General features: G+C 63.8%; 18 protein-coding genes and 4 pseudogenes. 19 read left to right on the forward strand and 3 right to left on the reverse strand.

Features of this window, described 5'->3' with window-relative positions:
- The first annotated feature begins 1 nt into the window (after position 1).
- On the forward strand, positions 2-1,327 hold the full coding sequence (locus M3I54_RS35640) for a type II toxin-antitoxin system HipA family toxin (RefSeq protein WP_254344282.1): 1,326 nt from the start codon (positions 2-4) through the stop codon (positions 1,325-1,327).
- 48 nt (positions 1,328-1,375) lie between these two features.
- Positions 1,376-1,951 (forward strand): annotated as a pseudogene (locus tag M3I54_RS35645) (haloalkane dehalogenase); the annotation flags it as partial.
- Positions 1,952-1,964: 13 nt separating this feature from the next.
- Here M3I54_RS35645 and M3I54_RS35650 read toward each other — a convergent pair.
- Positions 1,965-2,885, reverse strand: a complete 921-nt coding sequence (locus tag M3I54_RS35650; RefSeq protein ID WP_254344285.1) for a LysR family transcriptional regulator — start codon at positions 2,883-2,885, stop codon at positions 1,965-1,967.
- Positions 2,886-3,079: 194 nt separating this feature from the next.
- On the opposite strand from M3I54_RS35650, the gene M3I54_RS35655 reads away from it, so the two are divergent.
- The 12 genes and pseudogenes from M3I54_RS35655 to M3I54_RS35710 all read left to right on the forward strand — a co-directional run bounded on the left by M3I54_RS35655 (position 3,080) and on the right by M3I54_RS35710 (position 14,475).
- Complete coding sequence (locus M3I54_RS35655) at positions 3,080-4,216, forward strand: muconate/chloromuconate family cycloisomerase (RefSeq protein WP_254344287.1); 1,137 nt, start codon at positions 3,080-3,082, stop codon at positions 4,214-4,216.
- Positions 4,217-4,232: 16 nt separating this feature from the next.
- Positions 4,233-4,523, forward strand: coding sequence for a muconolactone Delta-isomerase (gene catC / locus M3I54_RS35660; RefSeq protein ID WP_254344289.1), 291 nt, complete (start codon positions 4,233-4,235; stop codon positions 4,521-4,523).
- Between the two features lie 44 nt (positions 4,524-4,567).
- Positions 4,568-5,503: a catechol 1,2-dioxygenase gene (catA, locus tag M3I54_RS35665; protein ID WP_254344291.1), complete on the forward strand. Its 936-nt coding sequence runs from the start codon at positions 4,568-4,570 to the stop codon at positions 5,501-5,503.
- A gap of 113 nt (positions 5,504-5,616) precedes the next feature.
- Positions 5,617-6,987: a Rieske 2Fe-2S domain-containing protein gene (locus M3I54_RS35670; protein ID WP_254344293.1), complete on the forward strand. Its 1,371-nt coding sequence runs from the start codon at positions 5,617-5,619 to the stop codon at positions 6,985-6,987.
- Positions 6,984-7,472 carry a benzoate 1,2-dioxygenase small subunit gene (gene benB / locus M3I54_RS35675; protein WP_254344296.1) on the forward strand — a complete coding sequence of 163 codons (489 nt, stop codon included), beginning with the start codon at positions 6,984-6,986 and terminating at the stop codon, positions 7,470-7,472. Before M3I54_RS35670 ends, benB begins: the two co-directional genes overlap by 4 nt.
- A gap of 52 nt (positions 7,473-7,524) precedes the next feature.
- Positions 7,525-8,547: a benzoate 1,2-dioxygenase electron transfer component BenC gene (gene benC, locus M3I54_RS35680; protein ID WP_254344298.1), complete on the forward strand. Its 1,023-nt coding sequence runs from the start codon at positions 7,525-7,527 to the stop codon at positions 8,545-8,547.
- Positions 8,544-9,320 (forward strand): benzoate diol dehydrogenase BenD, encoded by a 777-nt coding sequence (benD, locus tag M3I54_RS35685; RefSeq protein ID WP_254344300.1) that lies wholly within the window; start codon positions 8,544-8,546, stop codon positions 9,318-9,320. Before benC ends, benD begins: the two co-directional genes overlap by 4 nt.
- A gap of 85 nt (positions 9,321-9,405) precedes the next feature.
- Positions 9,406-10,142, forward strand: a pseudogene (locus M3I54_RS35690) (ABC transporter substrate-binding protein).
- Positions 10,143-10,629: 487 nt separating this feature from the next.
- Complete coding sequence (locus tag M3I54_RS35695; RefSeq protein ID WP_254344302.1) at positions 10,630-11,790, forward strand: porin; 1,161 nt, start codon at positions 10,630-10,632, stop codon at positions 11,788-11,790.
- A 199-nt stretch (positions 11,791-11,989) separates the two neighbouring features.
- Positions 11,990-12,418, forward strand: coding sequence for a MarR family winged helix-turn-helix transcriptional regulator (locus M3I54_RS35700; protein WP_254344304.1), 429 nt, complete (start codon positions 11,990-11,992; stop codon positions 12,416-12,418).
- 57 nt (positions 12,419-12,475) lie between these two features.
- Positions 12,476-13,744, forward strand: coding sequence for a M20 family metallopeptidase (locus M3I54_RS35705; protein WP_254344305.1), 1,269 nt, complete (start codon positions 12,476-12,478; stop codon positions 13,742-13,744).
- The gene (locus M3I54_RS35710) at positions 13,741-14,475 is read left to right on the forward strand and encodes a trimeric intracellular cation channel family protein (RefSeq protein ID WP_254344307.1); all 735 of its coding nucleotides are present in this window, start codon (positions 13,741-13,743) and stop codon (positions 14,473-14,475) included. Before M3I54_RS35705 ends, M3I54_RS35710 begins: the two co-directional genes overlap by 4 nt.
- 11 nt (positions 14,476-14,486) lie before the next feature.
- Here M3I54_RS35710 and M3I54_RS35715 read toward each other — a convergent pair whose 3' ends face one another.
- Positions 14,487-15,029 (reverse strand): cysteine hydrolase family protein, encoded by a 543-nt coding sequence (locus M3I54_RS35715; RefSeq protein ID WP_254344309.1) that lies wholly within the window; start codon positions 15,027-15,029, stop codon positions 14,487-14,489.
- A 294-nt stretch (positions 15,030-15,323) separates the two neighbouring features.
- On the opposite strand from M3I54_RS35715, the gene M3I54_RS35720 reads away from it, so the two are divergent.
- The 4 genes and pseudogenes from M3I54_RS35720 to M3I54_RS35735 form a co-directional block, all read left to right on the forward strand.
- Complete coding sequence (locus M3I54_RS35720; RefSeq protein ID WP_309249668.1) at positions 15,324-16,427, forward strand: porin; 1,104 nt, start codon at positions 15,324-15,326, stop codon at positions 16,425-16,427.
- 53 nt (positions 16,428-16,480) lie between these two features.
- On the forward strand, positions 16,481-18,967 hold the full coding sequence (locus M3I54_RS35725) for a glucose/quinate/shikimate family membrane-bound PQQ-dependent dehydrogenase (RefSeq protein WP_254344310.1): 2,487 nt from the start codon (positions 16,481-16,483) through the stop codon (positions 18,965-18,967).
- Positions 18,968-19,106: 139 nt separating this feature from the next.
- The gene (locus tag M3I54_RS35730; protein WP_254344311.1) at positions 19,107-20,144 is read left to right on the forward strand and encodes a porin; all 1,038 of its coding nucleotides are present in this window, start codon (positions 19,107-19,109) and stop codon (positions 20,142-20,144) included.
- 246 nt (positions 20,145-20,390) lie between these two features.
- A pseudogene (locus M3I54_RS35735) lies at positions 20,391-21,374 on the forward strand (ATP-binding cassette domain-containing protein); the annotation flags it as partial.
- Positions 21,375-21,501: 127 nt separating this feature from the next.
- Here the strand turns inward: M3I54_RS35735 and M3I54_RS35740 are convergent.
- Complete coding sequence (locus M3I54_RS35740) at positions 21,502-21,942, reverse strand: hypothetical protein (RefSeq protein WP_254344312.1); 441 nt, start codon at positions 21,940-21,942, stop codon at positions 21,502-21,504.
- Positions 21,943-22,142: 200 nt separating this feature from the next.
- Here M3I54_RS35740 and M3I54_RS35745 point away from each other — a divergent pair.
- Positions 22,143-22,289, forward strand: a pseudogene (locus tag M3I54_RS35745) (helix-turn-helix domain-containing protein); the annotation flags it as partial.

Raw genomic sequence — 22,289 nt, forward strand, 5'->3', positions numbered from 1 at the left:
TATGGGCCGCAAATCGCATTCGCGCGCGCTATCGATCTGGGCCAACGGCGAGCGCGTGGGCACGTGGATCATGACGTCCGCCGGCGATACCGAACTGCGTTATGACGACGCCTGGAAGCGCTCGGCCGTGGGCCGGCCGCTTTCGCTCTCGCTGCCGTTCGGCATCGGCGACGTGCCGTTGCGCGGCGAGCGCGTGCAGCACTATTTCGACAATCTCCTGCCCGACAGCGAGCCCATCCGCCGCCGCATCGCCACGCGCTTTCGCACCGATACGCTCGAGGCCTTCGACCTGCTCAAGGCGATCGGGCGCGATTGCGTGGGCGCGGTGCAGTTGCTGGGCGAGGACGAAACGCCGGGCCGCGTCGACCGCATCGAAGGCACCGTGTTGAGCGATGCCGCTATCGAGCGCCTGCTGCTCGAAACGGCCGGCGCGCTGCCCGGTGGCGCGCTAGAGGCCGACGATCTGCGCATTTCGCTGGCGGGTGCGCAGGAGAAGACCGCGCTCTTGCGCCACCGCGGCAAATGGCTGCTGCCGCGCGGCGCCACGCCCACCACCCATATTCTCAAGCTGCCACTGGGGCTGATCGGCCATCGCAAGGTGGACTTCAATACCTCGGTCGAAAACGAATGGCTTTGCCTGGCACTGCTGAGGGCCTTCGGGTTGCCCGCTTCGCAAGCGCAGATCGTCAAGTTCGGTGCACAGAAGGTGCTCAGCGTGGAGCGTTTCGATCGTACGCGCTCGCGCGCCGGTGGGTTGCTGCGCCTGCCGCAGGAGGACTTCTGCCAGGCGCTCGGCGTGCCGCCGCATCGCAAGTACGAAGCGCATGGCGGCCCCGGCGTGCGCGAGATTGCGGGTCTCTTGCGCCAGTCGCAGCAGGCGCGGGAGGACCTCGAAACGTTTCTCGCTGCGCAAATCGTCTTCTGGATGCTCGCGGCGCCGGACGGCCACGCGAAAAATTTCAGCATCCGCCTGCTGCCGGCAGGTCGCTTTCAGCTCGCGCCGCTCTATGACGTCATGTCGATCTGGCCTGTGGAGGGCGACGGCGGCAATCAATGGTCGTGGCACAAGGCGTCGCTCGCCATGGCGGTGTGGGGCAAGGCGCGCCACTATCGCATGCGCGACGTGAAGCGTACGCATTTCGACGCCACCGCGCAACTGTGTCACTACGGGCCGGATGCGGGGCCGTTGATCGAGCGCGTGCTGGCGCGTACGCCCGGTGCGATAGAAGAGGTCGCGGCGGCGCTGCCTGAAGGCTTTCCCGGGCGGGTGGCCGAGCGACTCTTCGACGGCTTGCGTTTTTCGGCGCAGCGGCTGGCGGCGCAGTGACGGTGTGCTTCAGCGCATGCAGGCGGCAAGCCGCGCGACGGCCGCGTCACGCTGGTGCTGCACGACTGGGGCTCGGCACTGGGCTTTGACTGGGCGCGCCGCCATCCGCAGCGCGTGAAGTCGATCGCCTACATGGAGGCCATCGTGCAACCGCGCCAGTGGCGTGATTTCCCGCCCGAGCGCGAACCGCTTTTTCGCGCGCTGCGCGGCGAGGCCGGCGAGCGTCTCGTGCTCGACGAGAATTTTTTCGTCGAAACGGTGTTGCCGCACAGCGTGTTACGTACGCTGTCGCAAGAAGACATGGAGGCGTGGCGCAGGCCGTTCGCGACGCGCGAATCGCGCAGAACGACGCTCGTGTGGGCGCGCGAACTGCCGATCGAAGGCGAGCCCGCCGACGTGACGCAAGCGGTTGAAGCTTACGGAGCGTGGCTCGCATCTAGCGATATCCCCAAGCTGCTGATCCGCGCCGAGCCTGGCGCGCTGCTCACGGGCCGAGCGCTGGACGCGTGCCGCAGCTGGCCGAACCAGCGGGAAACCGTGGTGGCGGGAATTCATTACATTCAGGAGGATTCGCCGCACGAGATCGGCGCCGCCGTACGCGCATTCCTGAACGAACTGGGGTAGACGGCATATCGCTTCAAGACTTTCGCTTCTTCGCAGGCAGCCACGGTTGGGGCTCCGCGTACATTTCCTTGACCAGTTGCTTCACGAGCTCGACGTAGACGGAGTTGTCGTTCACGCGGTGATTCAGGATGATCGGCGAAGTCGCGTGGTCGCTGTCTATCAGCCGGTAGTGCACGTCCTGGCGCAATTGCCGCGCTGAAGCGGGGATCACGCATACGCCGAACTCGGCCGCGACGAGACCCAGCGCCGTCTGGATTTCCCGCACTTCCAGCACTTCACCCGGTTGCACGCCGTCGCCGTGCAACACGTTCAATACCTGATCGGCGAAACTGGGGCGTGGCTCCTTGGGATAGACAATCAGTTTCTGTCCGGCCAGTTGCTCGATGGGAATAGGCGTCGACTCCTGTGCCATCTCGCTGCCGATCGGCACCACCACCGCCAGCGGCTCTTCGCGCAGGACGATGCCGGCCACGTTAGGGTCGCTGTGGCGCACGCGTCCGAAGCCGATGTCGATGCGGCCTTCCTTCAGTGCCTCGATCTGCTGCACCGACATGAGTTCGACCATTTGGATGTCGACTTCCGGCGCATTCTGGCGCAGCTTGCGCATCAACGGTGGCAGTCCCGAATACAGAACGGAGGCGACGAAGCCGATCGACAACACGGTGCGGTGATGCAGTCCCACGTGTTTAGCGGTCGCTTGCAGTTGTTCGACGCGCCCAAGAATCTGCATGGCCTGCTCGTACACGAGACGCCCCGCATCGGTCGTGCGCACCGGTCGCGTATTGCGAATCAAGAGGGGCACGCCGATCTCCTGTTCGAGCAATTGAATCTGCCGGCTCAACGGCGGTTGAGCGATGCAAAGCTGTTCCGCGGCGCGCGTGAAATTGCGCTCGCGGACAACGGCAACGAAGTAACGAAGCTGTCGGAGATCCATGGTCTGTTCCCAATAGAAGCGTCAAATTCTCGATACTTTGCGAATATGATGCGCCGCAATATCAGCCTGTTTACGGGCGATTTCGGCACTTCCATATTATAAAGGTATGGAATTGGACGCAAATAGTATTGGATCTTGCGGATGTGCGGCGTGTATAAAACCACCATACCTTCTTCACTTACGCAGCATTCGACATGACTTCCGCGACGATCGAACGTATCGAAACCCGCCTCGTAGATTTGCCGACGATTCGCCCTCACAAGCTATCCGTCGCCACGATGTACGGGCAAACCCTGATGCTGGTGAAGGTGTATTGCAGCGATGGCGTCACTGGCATCGGTGAAGGTACGACGATTGCCGGCATGGCCTACGGTCCCGAAAGCCCGGAAGCGATGAAGCTGGCGATCGACGCCTACTTCGCTCCGGCGATGATCGGCCGGGACGCCACGCAGATCCAGGCGCTCATGGCGCACCTGGGCAAGCTCGTGAAGGTCAATCACTTCGCCAAGTGCGCGCTGGAAACCGCGCTGCTCGACGCGCAGGGCAAGCGCCTTGGCGTGCCGGTGAGCGAACTGCTGGACGGGCGCCGCCGCGAGCGCCTGCCGGTGGCATGGACGCTCGCTTCGGGCGATACCGCCAAAGACATCGCCGAAGCAGAGGCCATGCTCGAAGTGCGCCGCCACAAGATCTTCAAGCTGAAGATTGGCGCGAAGGACCTCAAGACCGACATCCAGCACGTTGCCGACATCAAGAAGGCGATGGGCGACCGCGCTGCCGTGCGCGTGGACGTCAACATGGCCTGGAGCGAGACGCAGGCGGCATGGGCGATTCCCGCACTGGCCGAAGCCGGCTGCGAACTGGTGGAGCAGCCGGTCGCTTCGCCTGCGGCGCTGGCGCGCCTCATGCGCCGTTTCCCGGTGGCGCTGATGGCCGACGAAATCCTCCAGGGACCGGAAAGCGCGTTCGAGATCGCGAAGAACGAGGGCGCCGATGTGTTCGCCATCAAGATCGAACAAAGCGGCGGACTGTTCGCTGCCCAGCGCGTGGCCACGATTGCGGACGCCGCGGGTATCGAGCTGTACGGCGGCACGATGCTCGAAGGCGCGTTCAGCACGGTCGCCTCGGCGCACCTGTTCGCAAGCTTCGCCAACCTGCAGTGGGGCACCGAACTGTTCGGCCCGTTGCTGATTACCGAAGAAATTCTGACTACCCCGCTGGACTACAGCGACTTCGAGCTGACGGTGCCGAACGGCCCGGGTCTCGGCATCGAACTGGACGAAGCGAAGGTCAGGCGCTTCACCCGCGATGGCCTGATGAAAATGACGAAATAAGCCAAGGACGTAGACGATGCTTTTCCAGGTACGCATGGATGTGAACATCCCGGCCGACATGCCGGCAAATGTCGCCAACGCGATCAAGGCGCGAGAAAAGGAGTACTCGCAGGAGCTGCAGCGCAGCGGAAAGTGGCGCCATATCTGGCGACTGGTGGGCGAGTACGCGAACTACAGCATCTTCGATGTAGAGAGCAATGCGGAGCTGCACGACATTCTCACCGCCTTGCCGCTTTTTCCGTACATGAAGATAACGGTCACGCCGTTGTGTCGCCACCCGTCCTCCGTCAGGGACACCGACGCCTGAGCTGATTCCCCCTCAATACCAGCAAGCACCAGGAGACAAATATCATGAGCGCAAAAGTATTCGAAACGAAGGAAGTGCAGGACCTGCTGAAGGCCGCTGCGAATCTCAATGGCGGTAGCGGCGACGCGCGTTTCCAGCAGATCGTTCATCGACTGCTGGGCGACCTGTTCAAGGCCATCGACGATCTCGACATCACGCCCGATGAAGTCTGGGCCGGCGTGAACTATCTGAACAAGCTCGGCCAGGACGGCGAAGCGGCGCTGCTGGCTGCCGGTCTCGGCCTCGAGAAGTACCTCGACATCCGCATGGACGCCGCAGACAAGGCGGTGGGTCTCGAAGGCGGCACGCCGCGCACCATCGAAGGGCCGCTTTACGTTGCGGGCGCACCGCTGCGCGAGAGCGTGTCGCGCATCGACCTCAACGCCGACGCCGACGCAGGACCGCTCGTCATTCACGGCACGGTCACCGACCTCGACGGCAAGCCGCTCGCTGGCGCCGTGGTCGAATGCTGGCACGCCAATTCGAAGGGCTTCTATTCGCACTTCGACCCGACCGGCGCGCAGGACGATTTCAACCTGCGCGGCGCGGTCAGGACCGGTGCTGACGGCAAGTACGAATTCCGTACGCTCATGCCGGTGGGCTACGGCTGCCCGCCGCAGGGCTCGACCCAGCGGCTGCTGGACGGCCTCGGCCGCCACGGCAACCGCCCGGCGCATGTGCACTTCTTCGTCACGAGCGGCGATCATCGCAAGCTGACCACGCAGTTCAATATCGAAGGCGACCCGCTGATCTGGGACGACTTCGCCTACGCAACGCGCGAAGAGCTGATTCCGTCCGTGACGGAAAAGACCGGTGGCACCGCGCTGGGCCTGAAGGCTGACGCGTACAAGGACATCGAGTTCAACCTCACGCTCACGCCGCTGGTCCAGGGTAAGGACAACCAGCTCGTTCACCGCCTGCGCGTCGCAGCCACGGCGTAACCGTCCCGCATGGCGGCGGCGTAACGCCGCCGCCCCTTGTTTCACCGCGATCATCATTCGACACCGATGCAGGAACTCCGTACCGCGTGTGGAGTATGCATAGGAGAGCTAATATGCCAGCCATCATCGACAAAGCCAGTGACCTGGATCACCTGCTGTCCACCGCCGTGCAGGACGACAAGCAAAACGGTGTGTTCCGTTGCCGCCGCGACATCTTCACCAATGTCGACCTGTTCGAACTGGAGATGAAATACATCTTCGAGAAGAACTGGGTCTACCTCGCGCACGAAAGCCAGATTCCCGAAAACAACGACTACTACACCACGTGGCTGGGTCGTCAGCCGGTAGTCATCACCCGCGACAAGACCGGCGCGCTGAACGCCGTCATCAACGCCTGCGCGCACAAAGGCGCGATGCTGTGCCGGCGCAAGCATGGCAACAAGGGCAGCTTCACCTGTCCGTTCCACGGCTGGACGTTCTCCAACACCGGCAAGCTGCTCAAGGTGAAGGATGAAAAGACCACCGAGTATCCCGTGCAATTCAACAAGCAGGGCTCGCATGACCTGAAGAAGGTCGCGCGCTTCGAGAACTATCGGGGCTTTCTGTTCGGCAGCCTCGATGCCGACGTACAGCCGCTGGAAGACTACCTCGGCGAAGCGAAAATCATCATCGACCAGATCGTCGACCAGTCGCCGAACGGCCTCGAAGTGCTGCGTGGCAACTCCTCGTACGTCTATGACGGCAACTGGAAGATGCAGATGGAGAACGGCTGCGACGGCTACCACGTCAGCACGGTCCACTGGAATTACGCCGCAACCATGGGCCGTCGCAAGGAAGACGGCACCCAGGCGGTGGACGCCAATAGCTGGAGCAAGTCGGTGGCGGGTGTATACGGCTTCGACCATGGCCACATCCTGTTGTGGACCAACACGATGAACCCGGAAGTGCGGCCGGTCTACAAGCATCGAGACGAAATCAAGGCGCGCGTGGGTGAAGTGCAGGCCGATTTCATCGTCAATCAGACGAGAAACCTGTGCCTCTACCCGAACGTGTTCCTGATGGATCAGTTCAGTACGCAGATTCGCGTAGTGCGCCCGATCAGTGTCGACAAGACCGAGGTGAACATCTTCTGCTTCGGGCCGAAGGGCGAGAGCGCCGAAGATCGCGCGACGCGTATTCGCCAGTACGAGGACTTCTTCAACGTCACGGGCATGGGCACCGCCGATGACCTGGAAGAGTTCCGCGCCTGCCAGGCGGGTTATGCGGGGACCACGGCGATGTGGAACGATCTCTCGCGCGGCGCGCCGCTGTGGGTCGACGGTGCGGACGAAAACGCGAAGAAGATGGGCCTCAAACCGGTCATTTCCGGCGAACGCAGCGAAGACGAAGGCCTGTTCGTGGTTCAGCACGAGTACTGGGTGCACGCCATGCGCGACGCCCTCAAGCAGGAACTGAATCACGCACAAGCGGGAGCGCAGGCATGAGCAACGATTACCACAAAATCTGCGCCGCGCTGTACCGCGAAGCGCGTCTGCTCGACGATCGCCAGTGGGAAGAATGGCTCGCCTGCTACGCAGAAGACGTCACGTACTGGATGCCCGCGTGGGACGACGATGACCAGCTCACCGACGACCACGAATCGCAGGTCTCGCTGATGTACTACCCGGATCGCGGTGGCCTCGAAGACCGCGTGTTTCGCATCAAGACCGAACGCAGCGGCGCTTCGATGCCGGAGCCGCGCACGAGCCACAACGTCACGAACGTGGAAGTGCTGGCGGATCGCGGCGATGAAGTGGAGGTGCGCTACAACTTCCACACGCTCAATCACCGCTACAGGACCACGGATCATTTCTTCGGCACGATGTTCGTCACCTTGCGCAAGGCCGGCGACGGCTTCCTGATTGCCTACAAAAAGATCGTGCTGAAGAACGACTATATCCGGCAGGTGCTCGACGTCTATCACGTGTGAAATCACGTTTGACATCGAGCCTCAGTTTCAACATGGGATAGAAGGAGACACCATGTCCAGCTACAAGATTGCACTGAATTTCGAAGACGGCGTCACGCGCTTCATCGAATGCAAGGCGGGCGAGAAGGTCCTCGATGCGGCCTTTCGCGCGCGGATCAACCTCCCGATGGATTGCTCAGACGGCGTGTGCGGCACCTGCAAGTGCCGTGCGGAAAGCGGCAGCTACGACCTGGGCGAAGACTATATCGAGGACGCGCTGACCGAAGACGAAAGGGACAGCGGTCTCGTGCTCACGTGCCAGATGGTGCCGGAAAGCGATTGCGTGATCGCGATTCCAGCTTCCTCCACGGCGTGCAAAACAGGGCAGAGCAAGTTTGCGGCCACGGTGGCGAAGGTCGAACAGCACAACGATGCCGCGGTCGTGCTCGAACTGGACGTCGACGCGGCGGGTCCCGTGTTCCTGCCGGGCCAGTACGTCAACATCGACGTGCCGGGCAGTGGTCAGCACCGTTCGTATTCCTTCTCTTGCGCGCCGGGCGAAGCGAAAATCAGCTTCCTGATCAAGAAGATTCCGGGCGGCGTGATGAGCACGTGGCTCGAAGCCGCGCAAGCGGGCACGAAGCTCGAATTGACGGGGCCACTCGGCAGCTTCTATCTGCGCGACGTGCAGCGGCCGCTGCTGTTCCTCGCGGGCGGCACGGGTCTGGCGCCGTTCCTCTCGATGCTGGAAGTGCTCGCGCGCACCAACGCGCAGCAGAAGGTGCACCTGATTTACGGCGTGACGCGCGACCTCGATCTGGTGCTGGTTGAAGCGATCGAAACCTACGCGGCGAAGTTGCCGAACTTCAGCTTCGCTACCGTTATCGCCGATGCGGATTCGAATCATCCGCGTAAAGGTTGGGTCACGCAGCACATTCCCGCCGACGCCTTGAACGAGGGCGACGTCGACGTGTATCTGTGCGGGCCGCCGCCGATGGTGGACGCCGTGCGCAAGTACTTCGATGACGAAGGCGTGAAGCCCAACAGCTTCCACTACGAGAAGTTCACCCCCAACGTAGTCCCGAAGGCGGCATGATCATGCAACGATTCGCAGGCAAAGTCGTCGTCGTCACCGGGGCGGCGCAGGGAATTGGCCGCGGCGTGGCGCTGCGTGCGGCGGCCGAAGGCGGCAAGGTGGTGTTCGTCGATCGCGCGGATTTCGTAGCCGAAGTCGCGGCAGAGGCGCAGGGCGCGGAAACGGCGGGATTCGTCGCCGACCTCGAAACGTATGAAGGCGCGAAAGCGGCAATGGATTTCGCCGCGCAAAAATTTGGCGGCATCGACGTTCTCATCAACGGCGTGGGCGGTGCCATCCGCATGCGTCCGTTCGCGGAATTCGAGCCGGCGCAGATCGATGCGGAAATCCGCCGCTCGCTCATGCCCACGCTGTATACGTGCCATGCGGTGCTGCCGCATTTGCTCGAGCGCGGGCGTGGAACCATCGTCAACGTTTCGTCGAACGCCACGCGCGGCATTCGCCGCGTGCCGTATTCGGCAGCGAAGGGCGGCGTGAATGCGATGACGCAATCGCTGGCGATGGAATACGCGGAGCACAATATCCGCGTGGTCGCCACGGCGCCGGGCGGCACCGAAGCACCGCCGCGCCGCATTGCGCGCAATGCCGCTGGCGACAGCGAGCAGGAAAAGGCCTGGATGGGCGAGGCGGTGCGCCAGGTCACCGAATCGACCTTCTTCAAGCGCTACGGCAGCCTCGACGAACAGGTCGCGCCTATCCTCTTTCTCGCTTCCGAAGAGGCGAGCTATATCACCGGCTCCATCTTGCCGGTCGCCGGCGGCGATACGGGCTGAGCCATGCATGCACGGTGGCGATGGGCGCGCACAAGCCGGCCGGGTGATATGCTCGAAAGACGCTGATTTTCGTCCTGCGCTCCCCATGAACATGGATCCCGCTGTCATCAAAGCCTTCGCGCCCACCGGCACGTTGCGCGCCTCCATCAACCTCGGCAATCCGATACTCGCGAATCGCGATGCGGCGTCGGGCGAACCGTACGGCGTTTCCGTCGATCTCGCGCGTGCTTTCGCACAGCACATTTGGGTGTGCCGCTCGAGCTTGTCGTATTCGACGCGGCGGGCAAGTCCGTCGAAGCCGTGAGCGACGAACGCGCGGACTTCGGCTTCTTTGCCGTCGATCCAAAGCGAGGCGAGACGATCGCGTTCACCGCGCCTTATGTGTTGATCGAAGGCTTTTATCTGGTTCGCAACGATTCTCCGGTGCGCACCAATACCGAAGTCGACCAACCGCATAACCGAGTGGCCGTGGGCAAAGGCAGTGCGTACGATCTCTTTCTCACGCGTGAATTGAAGCAAGCAGAGATCGTACGCGCGCCGACTTCGCCCACCGTCGTGCAAACCTTCCTGGAACAAGGGCTCGAAGTGGCCGCGGGCGTGAAGCAACAACTCGAAGCCGACGCCGCGAAGGCTGGTGGCTTGCGTCTGCTCGACGAGCGCTTCATGGTGATTCGCCAGGCCATGGGCGTCGCGAAGAGTCGCGGTCCGCAGGCCGCCGAAGCGCTTGGCGCGTTTGTCGAAACGATGAAGGCATCGGGATTCGTCGCAGAGGCATTGGAGCGCCACGGCATAGCGGGCGCATCGGTTGCGCCGGCTGCTTAAACGAATCACGTCAACGCAAAAAGGAGAGCGCATTAATAGAACAATCAACGCGCTCCGAGGCCGGTTGCCTCGGTGATTCTCAGTGCGGATAATCGGCCTTTCTCGCCGGCTTTAATGCTTCGCCTCGAAAGCTTTATGTAATTTCCCCGGCAATATTCACGCCCCGCACATTCCTCGATGCGCGTCGAGCCTTGCCAGGCGCGGTTGTGCCATCGACGCCACGTCGCTCGAATTTCGACACCATTTTTATTTTCGACACCCTATGATGCGGGTGTTCGATTCGCGCCGCGCTCGCCGCACGATTTCCATTTTGCCATTGCATTTTCAACACCGATGAATTGCGCAATTCGCAATAATCGTCGACGGATAGCTTTTTGCTTTTGAATCTGCACTGAAATGGAATACACGCATATGAGATTGCACGTCGATGGTGCCGGCTGCCTGAATTCGATGCATTAACCCACCGCCCAATCCGGAGCTTGAAAACATGAAAAAAACGCTACTCGCCGCGGCACTCCTGAGCGCCTTTGCTATTTCGGCGCACGCGCAAAGCAGCGTGACCCTCTACGGCCTGATCGATACCGGTCTCGTCTATACGAACAACCAGTTCGGCCATAGCAACTGGCAGCTGAACAGCAGCTCCACGCAGAACACGGTGTTCGGCCTCAAGGGTTCGGAAGATCTGGGCGGCGGTCTGCACGCGATCTTCAAGCTCGAACAAGGCTTCCTGCTCAACAACGGCGCGCAGGCGTTCTCGGGTCTCGGCTTCGGTTCGCAAGCGTGGGTGGGCCTGCAAAGCGACCCGTACGGCACGCTCACGTTCGGCCGCCAGTTCGACGTGATGAACGACCTCGTGGGCCCGCTCACGGCGGAATTCAACACGTGGGGCGGCAGCCTCGCGGCTCACCCGTTCGAGAACGACAACCTCGCCGCGAATTCGGTGGTCATCAACAACTCCGTCAAGTACGCGAGCCCGACCTGGTACGGCGTGACGTTCGAGACGATGTACTCGTTCAGCAACAAGGCCGGCGACTTTGCGAACAACCGCTCGTACGGCTTCGCCGTTTCGTATACCCAGGGCCCGTTGAACCTCGCGGCCGGCTACCTGCAGTTCAACAACGCGGGCAACAGCAGCGGCGCGGTCACCTCCAGCGACACGAGCGCGAACTTCCTGGCGGAGCGTCAACGCGTCTGGTCGCTCGGCGGCAACTACACGTACGGCCCGGCCACGGTGGGTCTGGTCTGGAGCCATTCGCAGATCGACAACGCCGCAGGCGTCTACTCGTTCGGCACGGGCACCTATCTCGGCTCCAACGACGACTCCGCTGGCTCGCTCGCCGGTTCGCTGCGCCTCGACAACTTCGAAGCGAACGTGAAATACGCGCTCACGCCGGCATGGAGCGTTTCGGGTGCGTACACGTACACGCACGGCGCATACAACGGCACGAACCCGGGCTGGAACACGGCAATGCTGCAAACGGACTACGCTATCAGCAAGCGCACCGACTTCTACCTCGAAGGCGTGTACCAGAACGTGCACGGCGCACCGGAGGGCTCAGTGCTTTCGCACGCCATGATCAACACGCTCTCGCCTTCGTCGACCGATACGCAGGTCGCCGTGACGGTGGGCATGCGTCACGCGTTCTAAGTCAATTCAGCGCTGACTCCGGCTGGCATCTGTCCCCGCCGGACGTTTCCTCCTGCGCGGCTGGCTTCCTCTCTAACGGGGGCCGGCCGCGTTGTCACATCTGCACCCGCTCAATCGTGTTTCCCAAATCCAGATAGTTGAAATTTTCAACTATCTGACTATACTGGCGTCCAGTCAGCGCAGGGATGGGAGCACGCATTTGTATTCAGATTTCCTCACCTTCAGGCTCGATCAAACGAGCGCGCTGCTGATGGATCGCGCCAACGCGGTCTACCGTGAGCGCTGGGATCTCGACGTGCGTGCCATGCGCGTGCTGCGCATCATCCGCACCGAGCCGGGCATCACGCCCAAGGCCGTTTCGCAGCGTGCGCTCATCGAAAAAACGCTGCTTTCGAAAACGCTCGGCGAACTCGAATCGCGCGGTCTGATTGGCCGCGGCACGCATGCGGCGGACCGGCGCAGCGTTGCGCTGCGCGTCACACCCGAGGGCGCGAAAGTAGCGAATGCCTCGGAAAAAGCCGGCTCGAAGCTCGAATCCGAACTCGCTGCGGTGCTCACCGATCGCGAGCGCAAGACGCTCGACCAGTTGCTCGCCAAGCTTGCGCAGAGCCTGATCGAGGGTGTTTGAGATCGCGCCGTGGCCGTCGTACATTGCCCATCTGAAATACGCATGAAGGAGTCGTCCATGCCGAATCTGGTCGAAACCGTGGCGCCCGCCATTGGCGCGCTGCTGCCCGAGCTCGAAGCGCTCTACAAGGATCTGCACCAGCATCCTGAACTTTCGATGCAGGAGTTCCGCACGGCGGCGCTCGTGGCAGAGCGCATGGAAAAGCTCGGTTACGAAGTCTCCCGCGAAGTGGGCGTGACGGGCGTCGTGGTCCTGCTGCGCAACGGCGAGGGCCCGGTCGTGATGCTGCGCGCCGACATGGACGCGCTCCCCATGGCCGAAGCCACGGGCCTGCCGAATGCGAGCACCGTGACCGCAAAAGACGAGGAGGGCGTGCAGGTGGGCGTGGCGCACTCGTGCGGGCACGACCTGCACGTGACATGGCTCCTTGGCGTGGCGCAGTTGATGGCGGCGCATCGCGACGCATGGAGCGGCACGCTGCTTGCCGTGTTCCAGCCCGGCGAGGAAGTGGGGCGCGGCGCGCGCAGCATGATGGACGACGGCATGATCGAGCGCTTTCCGAAGCCCGACGTGATCCTCGGCCAGCACGTGATGGTGGGCCCGGCAGGCACCGTGGGCTATCGCAGCGGTGCGATCCTCTCGGCCGGCGACAGTCTCAAGGTGAAGCTGTTCGGCCGCGGTTCGCACGGCTCGCAGCCGCAAACCTCGATCGACCCGGTGATCATGGCGGCTTCCACCACGCTGCGTCTGCAGACGATCGTCTCGCGCGAAATCTCGCCGCGCGACGCCGCCGTGCTCACGGTGGGCTCGCTGCAAGCGGGTACGAAGGAAAACATCATCCCCGACGACGCCACGCTCAAGCTCAACATGCGCACCTTCGACGACGACGTGCGCGAGTACATGCTGGGCGCGATCCGCCGCATCTGTTGCGCCGAATGCGCAGCCTCGAATGCGCCGCGCGAGCCGGAATTCACGACGCTGTCGAGCTACCCGCTCACGGTGAACGACGACGCCACCACGGCGCGCCTGCGCAAGGCCTTCGAAGCATGGTTCGGCGAGCACGCCTACGAAACGCAGCCGGCCGCTGCCAGCGAGGACTTCAGCGTGTTCGGCCGCGAATGGGGTGTGCCGTACGCGTTCTGGTTCGTGGGCGGCACCGACCCCGGTGTCTACGCACAAGCCAAGGCTGCGAAGAAGCTCAACGAAATCCCGAGCAACCACTCGCCGAAGTTCGCGCCGGTGCTCGACCCCACGTTGCGCACCGGCCTCGAAGCGATGCTGTGCGCGGCCGCTGCGTGGCTTGGCCGCGAAAGCGAGGCGGCGTGAGCGTGGCACTCGACGCGCACGTGGGCGCGCATCTCAACGCTCACACGGCCTATACGGCGCTCGACCTGATCGGCACGTTCGCCTTCGCGATCTCCGGTGCCGTGGCCGCGCGGCAACGGCGGCTCGATCTGTTCGGCATCGTCGTCGTGAGCTTCATGGTGGCGTGCGGCGGCGGCATCATCCGCGATCTGTGCATTGGCGCGGTGCCGCCCGCTGGGCTCGCGAACTGGGCCTATCTCGCGGTCACGCTGCTGGCTACGGGACTCACAATTGCCGCGTATCCGCAGGTGCGGCGGCTGCGTCATCCGGTGTTGTTGTTCGATGCGATCGGGCTAGGGCTCTTTGCGGTGGCGGGCGCGCAGAAGGCGCTCGCGTATAGCCAGAGCGCGGAGCCCGCCATCATCCTCGGCATTGTGAGTGCGGTGGGCGGCGGCGTGTTGCGCGACGTGCTGCTCTCGCGCGTGCCCGCCATTCTCGATCGCGAGATCTATGCTTCGGCGGCGCTGCTTGGGGCCGCCGTGCAGGTGGGGCTCACGTATGCGGGCTGGTCGACGTTCTGGACGCCCTGGGTGGCCGTGATTTCCTGCGTGGCGTTGCGGCTGGCCTCGCTCTACTTCGGCTGGCGTTTGCCGGTTTTTCACGCTGTGCGGGCGGCTCAGCAGCAGCCGGCGCAGGGTGGCGACGCCGCGAAGCTCACTGGGAAGGCAGATTCACGGCGCGACGCGCGCTAGCGGAAACTACCTTACGCCGCTGGATCGAACGCGATTTCGCCGGCACGCACCGCGCTGATCTTCGGGCCGAAGCTGCGGATATTCGAAAGCGTCGCGTTGTGGTGCGCGCGGATCAGCGCGGCGTTCGCGTGCGGCTTGTCGTGCGTGGTGTGCGCGTCGGCGGCGAGGGTGACCGTGAGGCCGTTCGCGGCGGCGCGCCGCACCGTCGTGTCCACGCAGAATTCGCTCGCATAGCCGCAGATCACCACGTGTTTCACCGCATGCGCGGCGAGCAGGGCGCCCAGACCGGTGCCGAGAAACGAATCGGGCGTGCGCTTGCCGATGAGGTGGTCGCGCGCTTCTGTATCGAGCGTGGCCGATAGCGCCCACGCGTCGGACCCGCGAACGAGCGCCGTGTCGTCTTCATGCTGGATCAGCACGACCGGCGCACCCGCATGCCTTGCGCGCTGCATCAGCGTGTTGATGTTGGCGCTGACCATGGCGATGTCGCCGGGCAGCGGTTCGGCGTCGACGAGTCTCTTCTGAAAATCGATGACGAGCAGCGCGGTGGTCATGGCGAAACGTCCGTGGGAAAGCGCTGATTTTAGCGCGTGACCTTCGCCCCACGATGCACCGTGCATGGTGCGGCGCGGCACGCAATATGCTCTGCGCCACCGGCGCCGTCGTGCGCGTGCAACTGTACGTCGTTCGCTGTCCAGCCAAAATACGGTTTTTTTCACCACGCGCTATGCTTTTTAGTGCGCGATGCGGCCAGCATGAGACCGGGCGCGCCGGCTTGTCTGCACGTTAAACCACGTTATCCGCCCCGGCATGGACCGGACCAAGAAAGAAGACTCCAGGGAGCCAACGTGAAAACGACTCTGGGCGCAGTGGTGCTGCTCTCCGCCAGTTCGGCCGTGTGCGCACAATCGAGTGTCACGATGTACGGCCGTGTGGATGGCGGCATCGAATACCTCAATCACATCGCGAACGGCAGCGGCGGCAGCTCGAGCCGCTGGAGCGCCGAAGGCGGCGACTGGGGCACCAGCATGTTCGGCCTCAAGGGCACTGAGGACCTGGGCGGCGGCAGCGCCGCGATCTTCAACCTCGAAACCGCCGTGCAGATCATGAACGGCACCACGGGCGGCGGCCGGCTCTGGTCGCGCCGCGCGTATGTGGGTTTGAAGAACGACACATGGGGGCAACTGCAAGCCGGCCGTAATCTCTTCATCGACAGCGACGGCGTGTGGGCATACGATCCGTTCGTGCAGCAGGCGGTGTCGTCGGCCTCGCTCGTGCGTGGACGCAACTGGCAGCAAACGAGCAACAACGTCGAATATCACAGCCCGGTGTGGAAGGGCCTCGACGTGCAAGGACAGTATTCGTTCGGCAACCAGCCCGGCAACTTCAACGCCGGCGCCGAAGGTGAGTTCGGCCGCTCGGACGGCATCATGCTCTCGTATCACTCGCCGCTCTTCGACCTGCGCGGTATCTACGACGAACTGCGCGATTCGAGCGGGCACTTTTCCAACATCTTCACGGCCTCGCGCGAATACTTCGTGGGCGGCAACCTGCGCGTGCAGATGTTCAAGATCCAGGCCGCGTACACGCATTACTCCGCACCCGATTCGCCGCCCGGCATTTCCGATACCGCCGACCACTACTGGCTGGGCGCGACCTACCAGGCCACACCGAAGTGGGCGGTGACCGCCGCAGGTTTCTATATTCACGTAGGCGAGGGCGGCGGCGACGCCTCGCACGACCCCGCGAGCCACGCCATGCTCTACGTGCTCGGCGCGACGTACAACCTGAGTGCCCGCACGTTCCTGTATGGCACGGTGGCCTATGTGGACAACAGCAAGAACGGCACGTTCTCCGTGTTCGCCACGCCGCGCGACTCGAGCACGCCGACCAGCCCGATGGCTGGCCAATCGCAAACGGGCGCCTACGTCGGGATGATGCACGTGTTCTGACGCCACACTTTTTCCGCCATCGCAGACGGCATTCTTCGAGGAAGGTTGAGATCATGGCCAGACTATCGAAACCGCTGGGCTTCATCGGAGTCATCTCCGTGCTGTTCACATTGCTCACGGCGGTGTATCTGCTGGCTGGCGGCGCGTGGCTCATTTCGCTCGGCGGCTCGCCGTACTACGTCGTGACGGGCGTGCTGCTGCTCGTTTTCGCGTGGCTGCTGTGGCGCGCGAGCCCCTCGGCGTTCGTGCTCTATGCGATCGTGCTGATCGGTACCGCGATATGGGGCCTCTGGGAGTCGGGGCCGGACTTCTGGGCGCTCGTGCCGCGCTCGGGCGTGCTGGTGGTGTTCGGCATCTGGCTGCTCGTGCTCATGAGCTGGCACCTCGAGCGCCCGCGCCAGTTCGGCGTGCTGTCACTCGTGGTCGGGCTGCTCGTGTGGGGCGGCGTGCTCGTGTATGCGCATTTCAACGATCCGCAACAGATCAACGGCTCGCTCGCGGCGGTGAGGGCCACGCCCGCGCCGAGCGTCGACGGCATCGAGCCATCCGAGTGGCCCGCTTATGGACGCGACCAGCAAGGCACGCGCTATTCGCCGCTGCAGCAGATCACGCCCGATAACGTGCATAACCTCGAGGTGGCCTGGACCTTCCGGACGGGCGACACGAAAGGCCCCAACGATCCGGTCGAGATCACCAACGAAGTCACGCCGATCAAGATCGGCGATCTGCTTTACCTGTGCTCGCCGCACCAGATCCTGTTCGCGCTCGACGCGCAAACCGGCGAGCTCAAATGGAAGTTCGATCCGAAGCTTCAGGCCGATCCCTCGTTTCAGCACGTGACCTGCCGGGGCGTGTCGTTCGTGGATCTTTCGGCGGCGTCCGTGAACGCCGCGGCGGCGGCGCTGGGAGCGACGGCCGCGAGCGATCCGGCTGCCGCTGCGCCCACTAGCGATCTGTCTGTGGCCGCGCCCGCGAGCGAACCCGCAGCCGCAGCAACGCCTGCTGCCGCGAACGGCACCTGCATGCGCCGCATTCTGCTGCCCGTGAACGACGGCCACCTCTACGCACTCGACGCGCTGACGGGCGAGCGCTGCGCGGGCTTCGGCAACAACGGCGACCTCGACCTGCAGCACGCCATGCCGGTCACGACACCGGGCATGTACGAGCCCACCTCGCCGCCCATTGTCACGAACAAGGTGATCGTCGTGGCGGGCGCCGTGGAAGACAACTTCTCGACGCGCGAGCCCTCGGGCGTGATTCGCGGCTTCGACGTGCGCACGGGCGAACTGGTGTGGGCGTTCGATCCGGGCGCGGCGGACCCGAACAAGATTCCGGGCCCTGGCGAGCACTACGTGTGGAATTCGCCGAACTCGTGGGCGCCGGCCGCCTACGATGCGAAGCTCGACATTGTATATCTGCCGATGGGCGTGAAGACGCCTGACATCTGGGGCGGCGACCGCACGCCCGACCTGGAGCGTTACGCAACGGGCCTGCTGGCGCTGCACGCTTCGACCGGCAAACTCGCCTGGTTCTACCAGACGGTGCACCACGACCTGTGGGACATGGATCAGCCCTCGCAGCCCACGCTGGCCGACATCACCGACAAGGACGGCAAGACCGTGCCGGTGGTGTACGCGCCTGCGAAAACGGGCAATCTGTTCGTGCTGGACCGTCGCACGGGCGAACTCGTCGTGCCCGCGCCCGAAATGCCGGTGCCGCAGGGCGCAGCGCCCGGCGACCACGTCTCGGCCACGCAGCCGTTCTCTGAGCTCACGTTCCGGCCTTCGAAGGATCTCACCGACGCCGACATGTGGGGCGCCACGATGTACGACCAGCTCATCTGCCGCGTGATGTTCCACCAGCTGCGCTATGAAGGCACGTTCACGCCGCCTTCGCTGCAGGGCTCGCTCATCTTCCCGGGCAACCTCGGCATGTTCGAGTGGGGCGGCCTCGCCATCGACACCGACCGGCAGATCGCCGTGGCGAACCCCATCGCGCTGCCGTTCGTCTCGCGGCTCATTCCGCGCGGGCCGGGCAATCCGCTCGAGCCGCAGCCGGGCGCGAAGGGCAGCGGCACGGAGGCGGGCATCCAGCCGCAATACGGCGTGCCTTACGGCGTGACGCTCAATCCGTTCATGTCGCCGCTCGGGCTGCCCTGCAAGCAGCCGGCGTGGGGTTATATCTCCGTCGTCGACCTGAAGACCAACCAGATCGTCTGGAAAAAGCGTATCGGCACGACGCGTGACAGCTCGCCGATTCCCGTGGCCTTCCGCACGGGCATGCCGATGCTGGGCGGCCCGATGGTGACCGCGGGCGGCGTGATCTTCATCGGCGCGACGGCGGACAACTACCTCCGCGCCTTCGACGTGAACAACGGCAACCGGCTCTGGCAAGCGCGGCTGCCCGCGGGCGGTCAGGCCACGCCGATGACGTACGCGGTGAATGGCCGCCAGTTCGTCGTGATCGCGGCAGGCGGGCACGGCTCGTTCGGCACGAAGCTCGGCGACTACGTGATTGCCTACGCGCTGCCGAAGCAATAAGCAACGCGCGGCCGCCCGGCAGCACCGGGCGGCCGCGGCTTGCGGGTTTTCCACGCGGCGGCAGGCGACATGCACGGCGCCTGCCGCCCCTCATGCAGCATGCGACGCACCGCTCGTGCGCCTCACCCGCTTTTCCCTCATGAATCGAACATTGCGCGCGGCGCGCGCCTGGGCGGTGTTGTCTGCGGCAACCTTCGCCACGTTGCACACGATAAGCGCACACGCGCAAAGCTCGGTTACGCTGTACGGGGCGCTCGACACGAGCATCGAGGTGACGAATCCGGGCGCGGGCTGGGTCGCGCGCATGGACTCGGGCGCGTATCGCGGCTCGCGCTTCGGGCTGCGCGGCGTGGAGGATATCGGCGACGGCATCAAGATATTGTTCGAGCTGGAAAACGGCTTCGGCTCCAACGACGGCACCTTCGCCGTAGCCAACACGATCTTCAACCGCCAGGCATGGATAGGCCTTGGCACGCAGTGGGGCACGGTGCGCGTGGGGCGGCAATACTCGCCGATCTATATTCCGTTCAAGGGACAGCTCGACGCGTTCGGCGCGGGCACTATCGCTTCGGGCCTCAACAATCTTTCGAAGATCACGCCTTACGAAAGCAACGCGATCACCTGGCTGTCTCCCGAAATCTACGGTTTCTCGACCACGCTGATGGCCTCGCTGCGCGATCCGTCCGCGGGGAGCAACGGGCTTGCCGGCAACATCGAAACCGTCGAGTGGCGGCACGGACCGTTTCGCATTTCTTATGCGCATCAGCAGCAAAACGGCGATGGCGCGCTGCGAGCCAATCTGGGAGGCATGTCGTATGTCCTCGGCCCGGTGACAGGATTTCTCGCGTACTTCAACGGCGATGGCGGCACGCCGAGCAACCACAACAACGGCTTCTCGGTTTCGGCGCGCTACGCGGTCACCTCGCAGTTTCGCGCTTCGCTCGGTTACGCGTGGGTGCACGATCTCTCGGGCGCCGGCAACGACGCCGACCAGTTCAGCGCCGCATGCGAGTACGACCTCTCGAAGCGCGTGCTGCTCTACGCGAGCGCAGGGTGGCTGCACAATCGTGGCGATGCGACCTTCACACTGCGTGGCGTGAACGTCACCGGCTTGCCGCCGTCCTGGCCTGGCGCGCCTGTGCGCGGCGTGCAGTTTGGCATGATCGACCGCTTTTAAAGGGCCCCTTTTGTCGAACGAATCGCTGGCGCGCGCGGTGGCATCAATGTGCGATGCGCCCCGCGTGGCGCATGACCAACGATTCGGCCGGGCTACGGCTTGTGGAGGGCATCGCTCGTTGTTATCATGCGCCTTCCATTCCTGCACACCGGACTCCAGCCAAAGTGGACAACTAAGCTTTCCCCCAAAAATGTTTTCGCGCCAGCGTCATACACGCCGCGCGAGTGGTTTCATACATTCGGGAGAAGCGCGCAAGCCGCGGGGCTCGAGGCGCCGCTCGCGGCCCTGGCGCGGCTAGCAGACGGCGTGGCCGACACCAGCGATTTCGACGTGATCGGCGAGCGCTGGGATCTCGCTGAGCGCCTGCGCACGGCGCTCGATGCGGCGGGGCTCGATCATCTGGAGTCCGACACATTGGCGAAAACGCTCAGCGGTGGCGAACTTGCGCGCGTTACCTTGATTGGCGCGTTGCTGGCAGACGCCGGTTTGCTCGTGCTCGACGAGCCGACCAATCACCTCGACGCCGCTGGCCGCGCGTGGCTGCGCAGCGCGCTTGCGGGATGGCGCGGCGGCCTCGTCGTCGTGAGCCATGATCGTGCGCTGCTTGCGCAAATGCAGCGCATTGTCGAGGTCACGTCCAAGGGCCTGCGAGCCTATGGCGGCAACTATGCCAGCTACCGCACCCAACGCGAAGCGGAAGACGATGCGGCAAAAAGCGCGCTCAGCCATGCGCGTACCGAACGCGAGCGCGCCGCGCGCAGGCTCCGGCACGAACACGACACGATCCAGCGACATGCCGCCGGAACATTGCGTTACGCGAAGACAGCCAATCTATCCTCCATGGCGAAAGTCCATCACTCGCACAGGTCATTTTGTGGATCGCAAGACTCGGTGGCTATCTCGCCCGAAAGCGTGATCATCCGGCTCGCGCTGTTGCAGCTCGATGCCGCGCGCGTGACACAGCCGTCGCGCCACCTGAGCGGCGGGGAGCGGTTGAAGGCCGCGCTCGCCGGCGCGCTCTGGCGCAGCGCGCCGGCGCAGTTGCTGCTGCTCGACGAGCCGACCAACCACCTGGACCTGGAATCCGTGCGCGCGGTCGAAGGGGCGCTAGCGGACTTCCCGGGCGCACTGATCGTGGCGTCGCACGACGCCGTCTTCATCGCCGCGCTCGCGCCGACGCATACGATGCAATGGAGCCGAGAAGGATGGCGCTACGATCCCGTCGTCTGATCCATCGGATAACGAATTGATTGACCGGGGTGCGCCAGGAACGGGCGACTACGCCGAGGCGCTGGCGCAATTCCAGACGCTGCTGGGCAGTTGACGCGTGGCGTTTGCGACGTGGAGATCGTGTTGCCTAGTCGAAGACCGTGCAGAGGCGCTCGATTGGTACCGCGATCAGTATGCAGATCGAAAAAGCGAGTCCAAAGGTGAAGGCCACCGAAGTGGTCGCGCCGCACCACGCGATGAAGCGCGTTGCGTCGCGCTTTTCCTTCGCGGCGTAGGCAATCCTGCGCCAGGCGCGGCCCGCGGCGTAGGCAATGGCGAGCGCGAGCACTAGCGCGCAGACCGAGGCGATGCCGAGGATCCACTGCGTGCCGTGCCAGCCTGGCATCGGATCGTGCGTGACGGCGTCGGCGCAGGCCGTGGAAACGAGCGTGACGCCGAGCGCCAGATGCAGCAACCAGATGAGCGGCACCGCGCACAGACCGAGCCAGCCGGCGACGCGCTGCGCGCGCGTCGGCTCTGGGTGCGAGCCGGCGCCGGTTGGTTGCCCAGATGTGGGGGCGGACGTCATAGGTTCCTCCTGTGGGGCGACACGGGGTTCGCGGCGCAGGATGTGTGCCTGGGCGGTGTTATTTGATTTTACATAACATAAATTATCGATGTTTTGCGTGTGGGGGCTACGTCCTAATGTCGTGTTCTGGCTATTTACAGATGTCGTGTTTTTGAGCGCTGGCAAGCTGGCAGACTGCTGCAACCGCTGCGGGGCCTGCCATGAAGCCGGACACGACGCTGGTGAGTTTGAGCATGCGCGAACTGGACAGACTGAAGGTTATACAGGCCGTCGTTGAGACGGGCCTCAAGCCCGGCCGTGCCGCCGAACGGCTGGGTCTGACAGTACGTCAGATCGAACGGCTGGTG

It is taken from the genome of Paraburkholderia sp. CNPSo 3274, from assembly GCF_024206475.1.
Classification (GTDB): Bacteria; Pseudomonadota; Gammaproteobacteria; order Burkholderiales; family Burkholderiaceae; genus Paraburkholderia.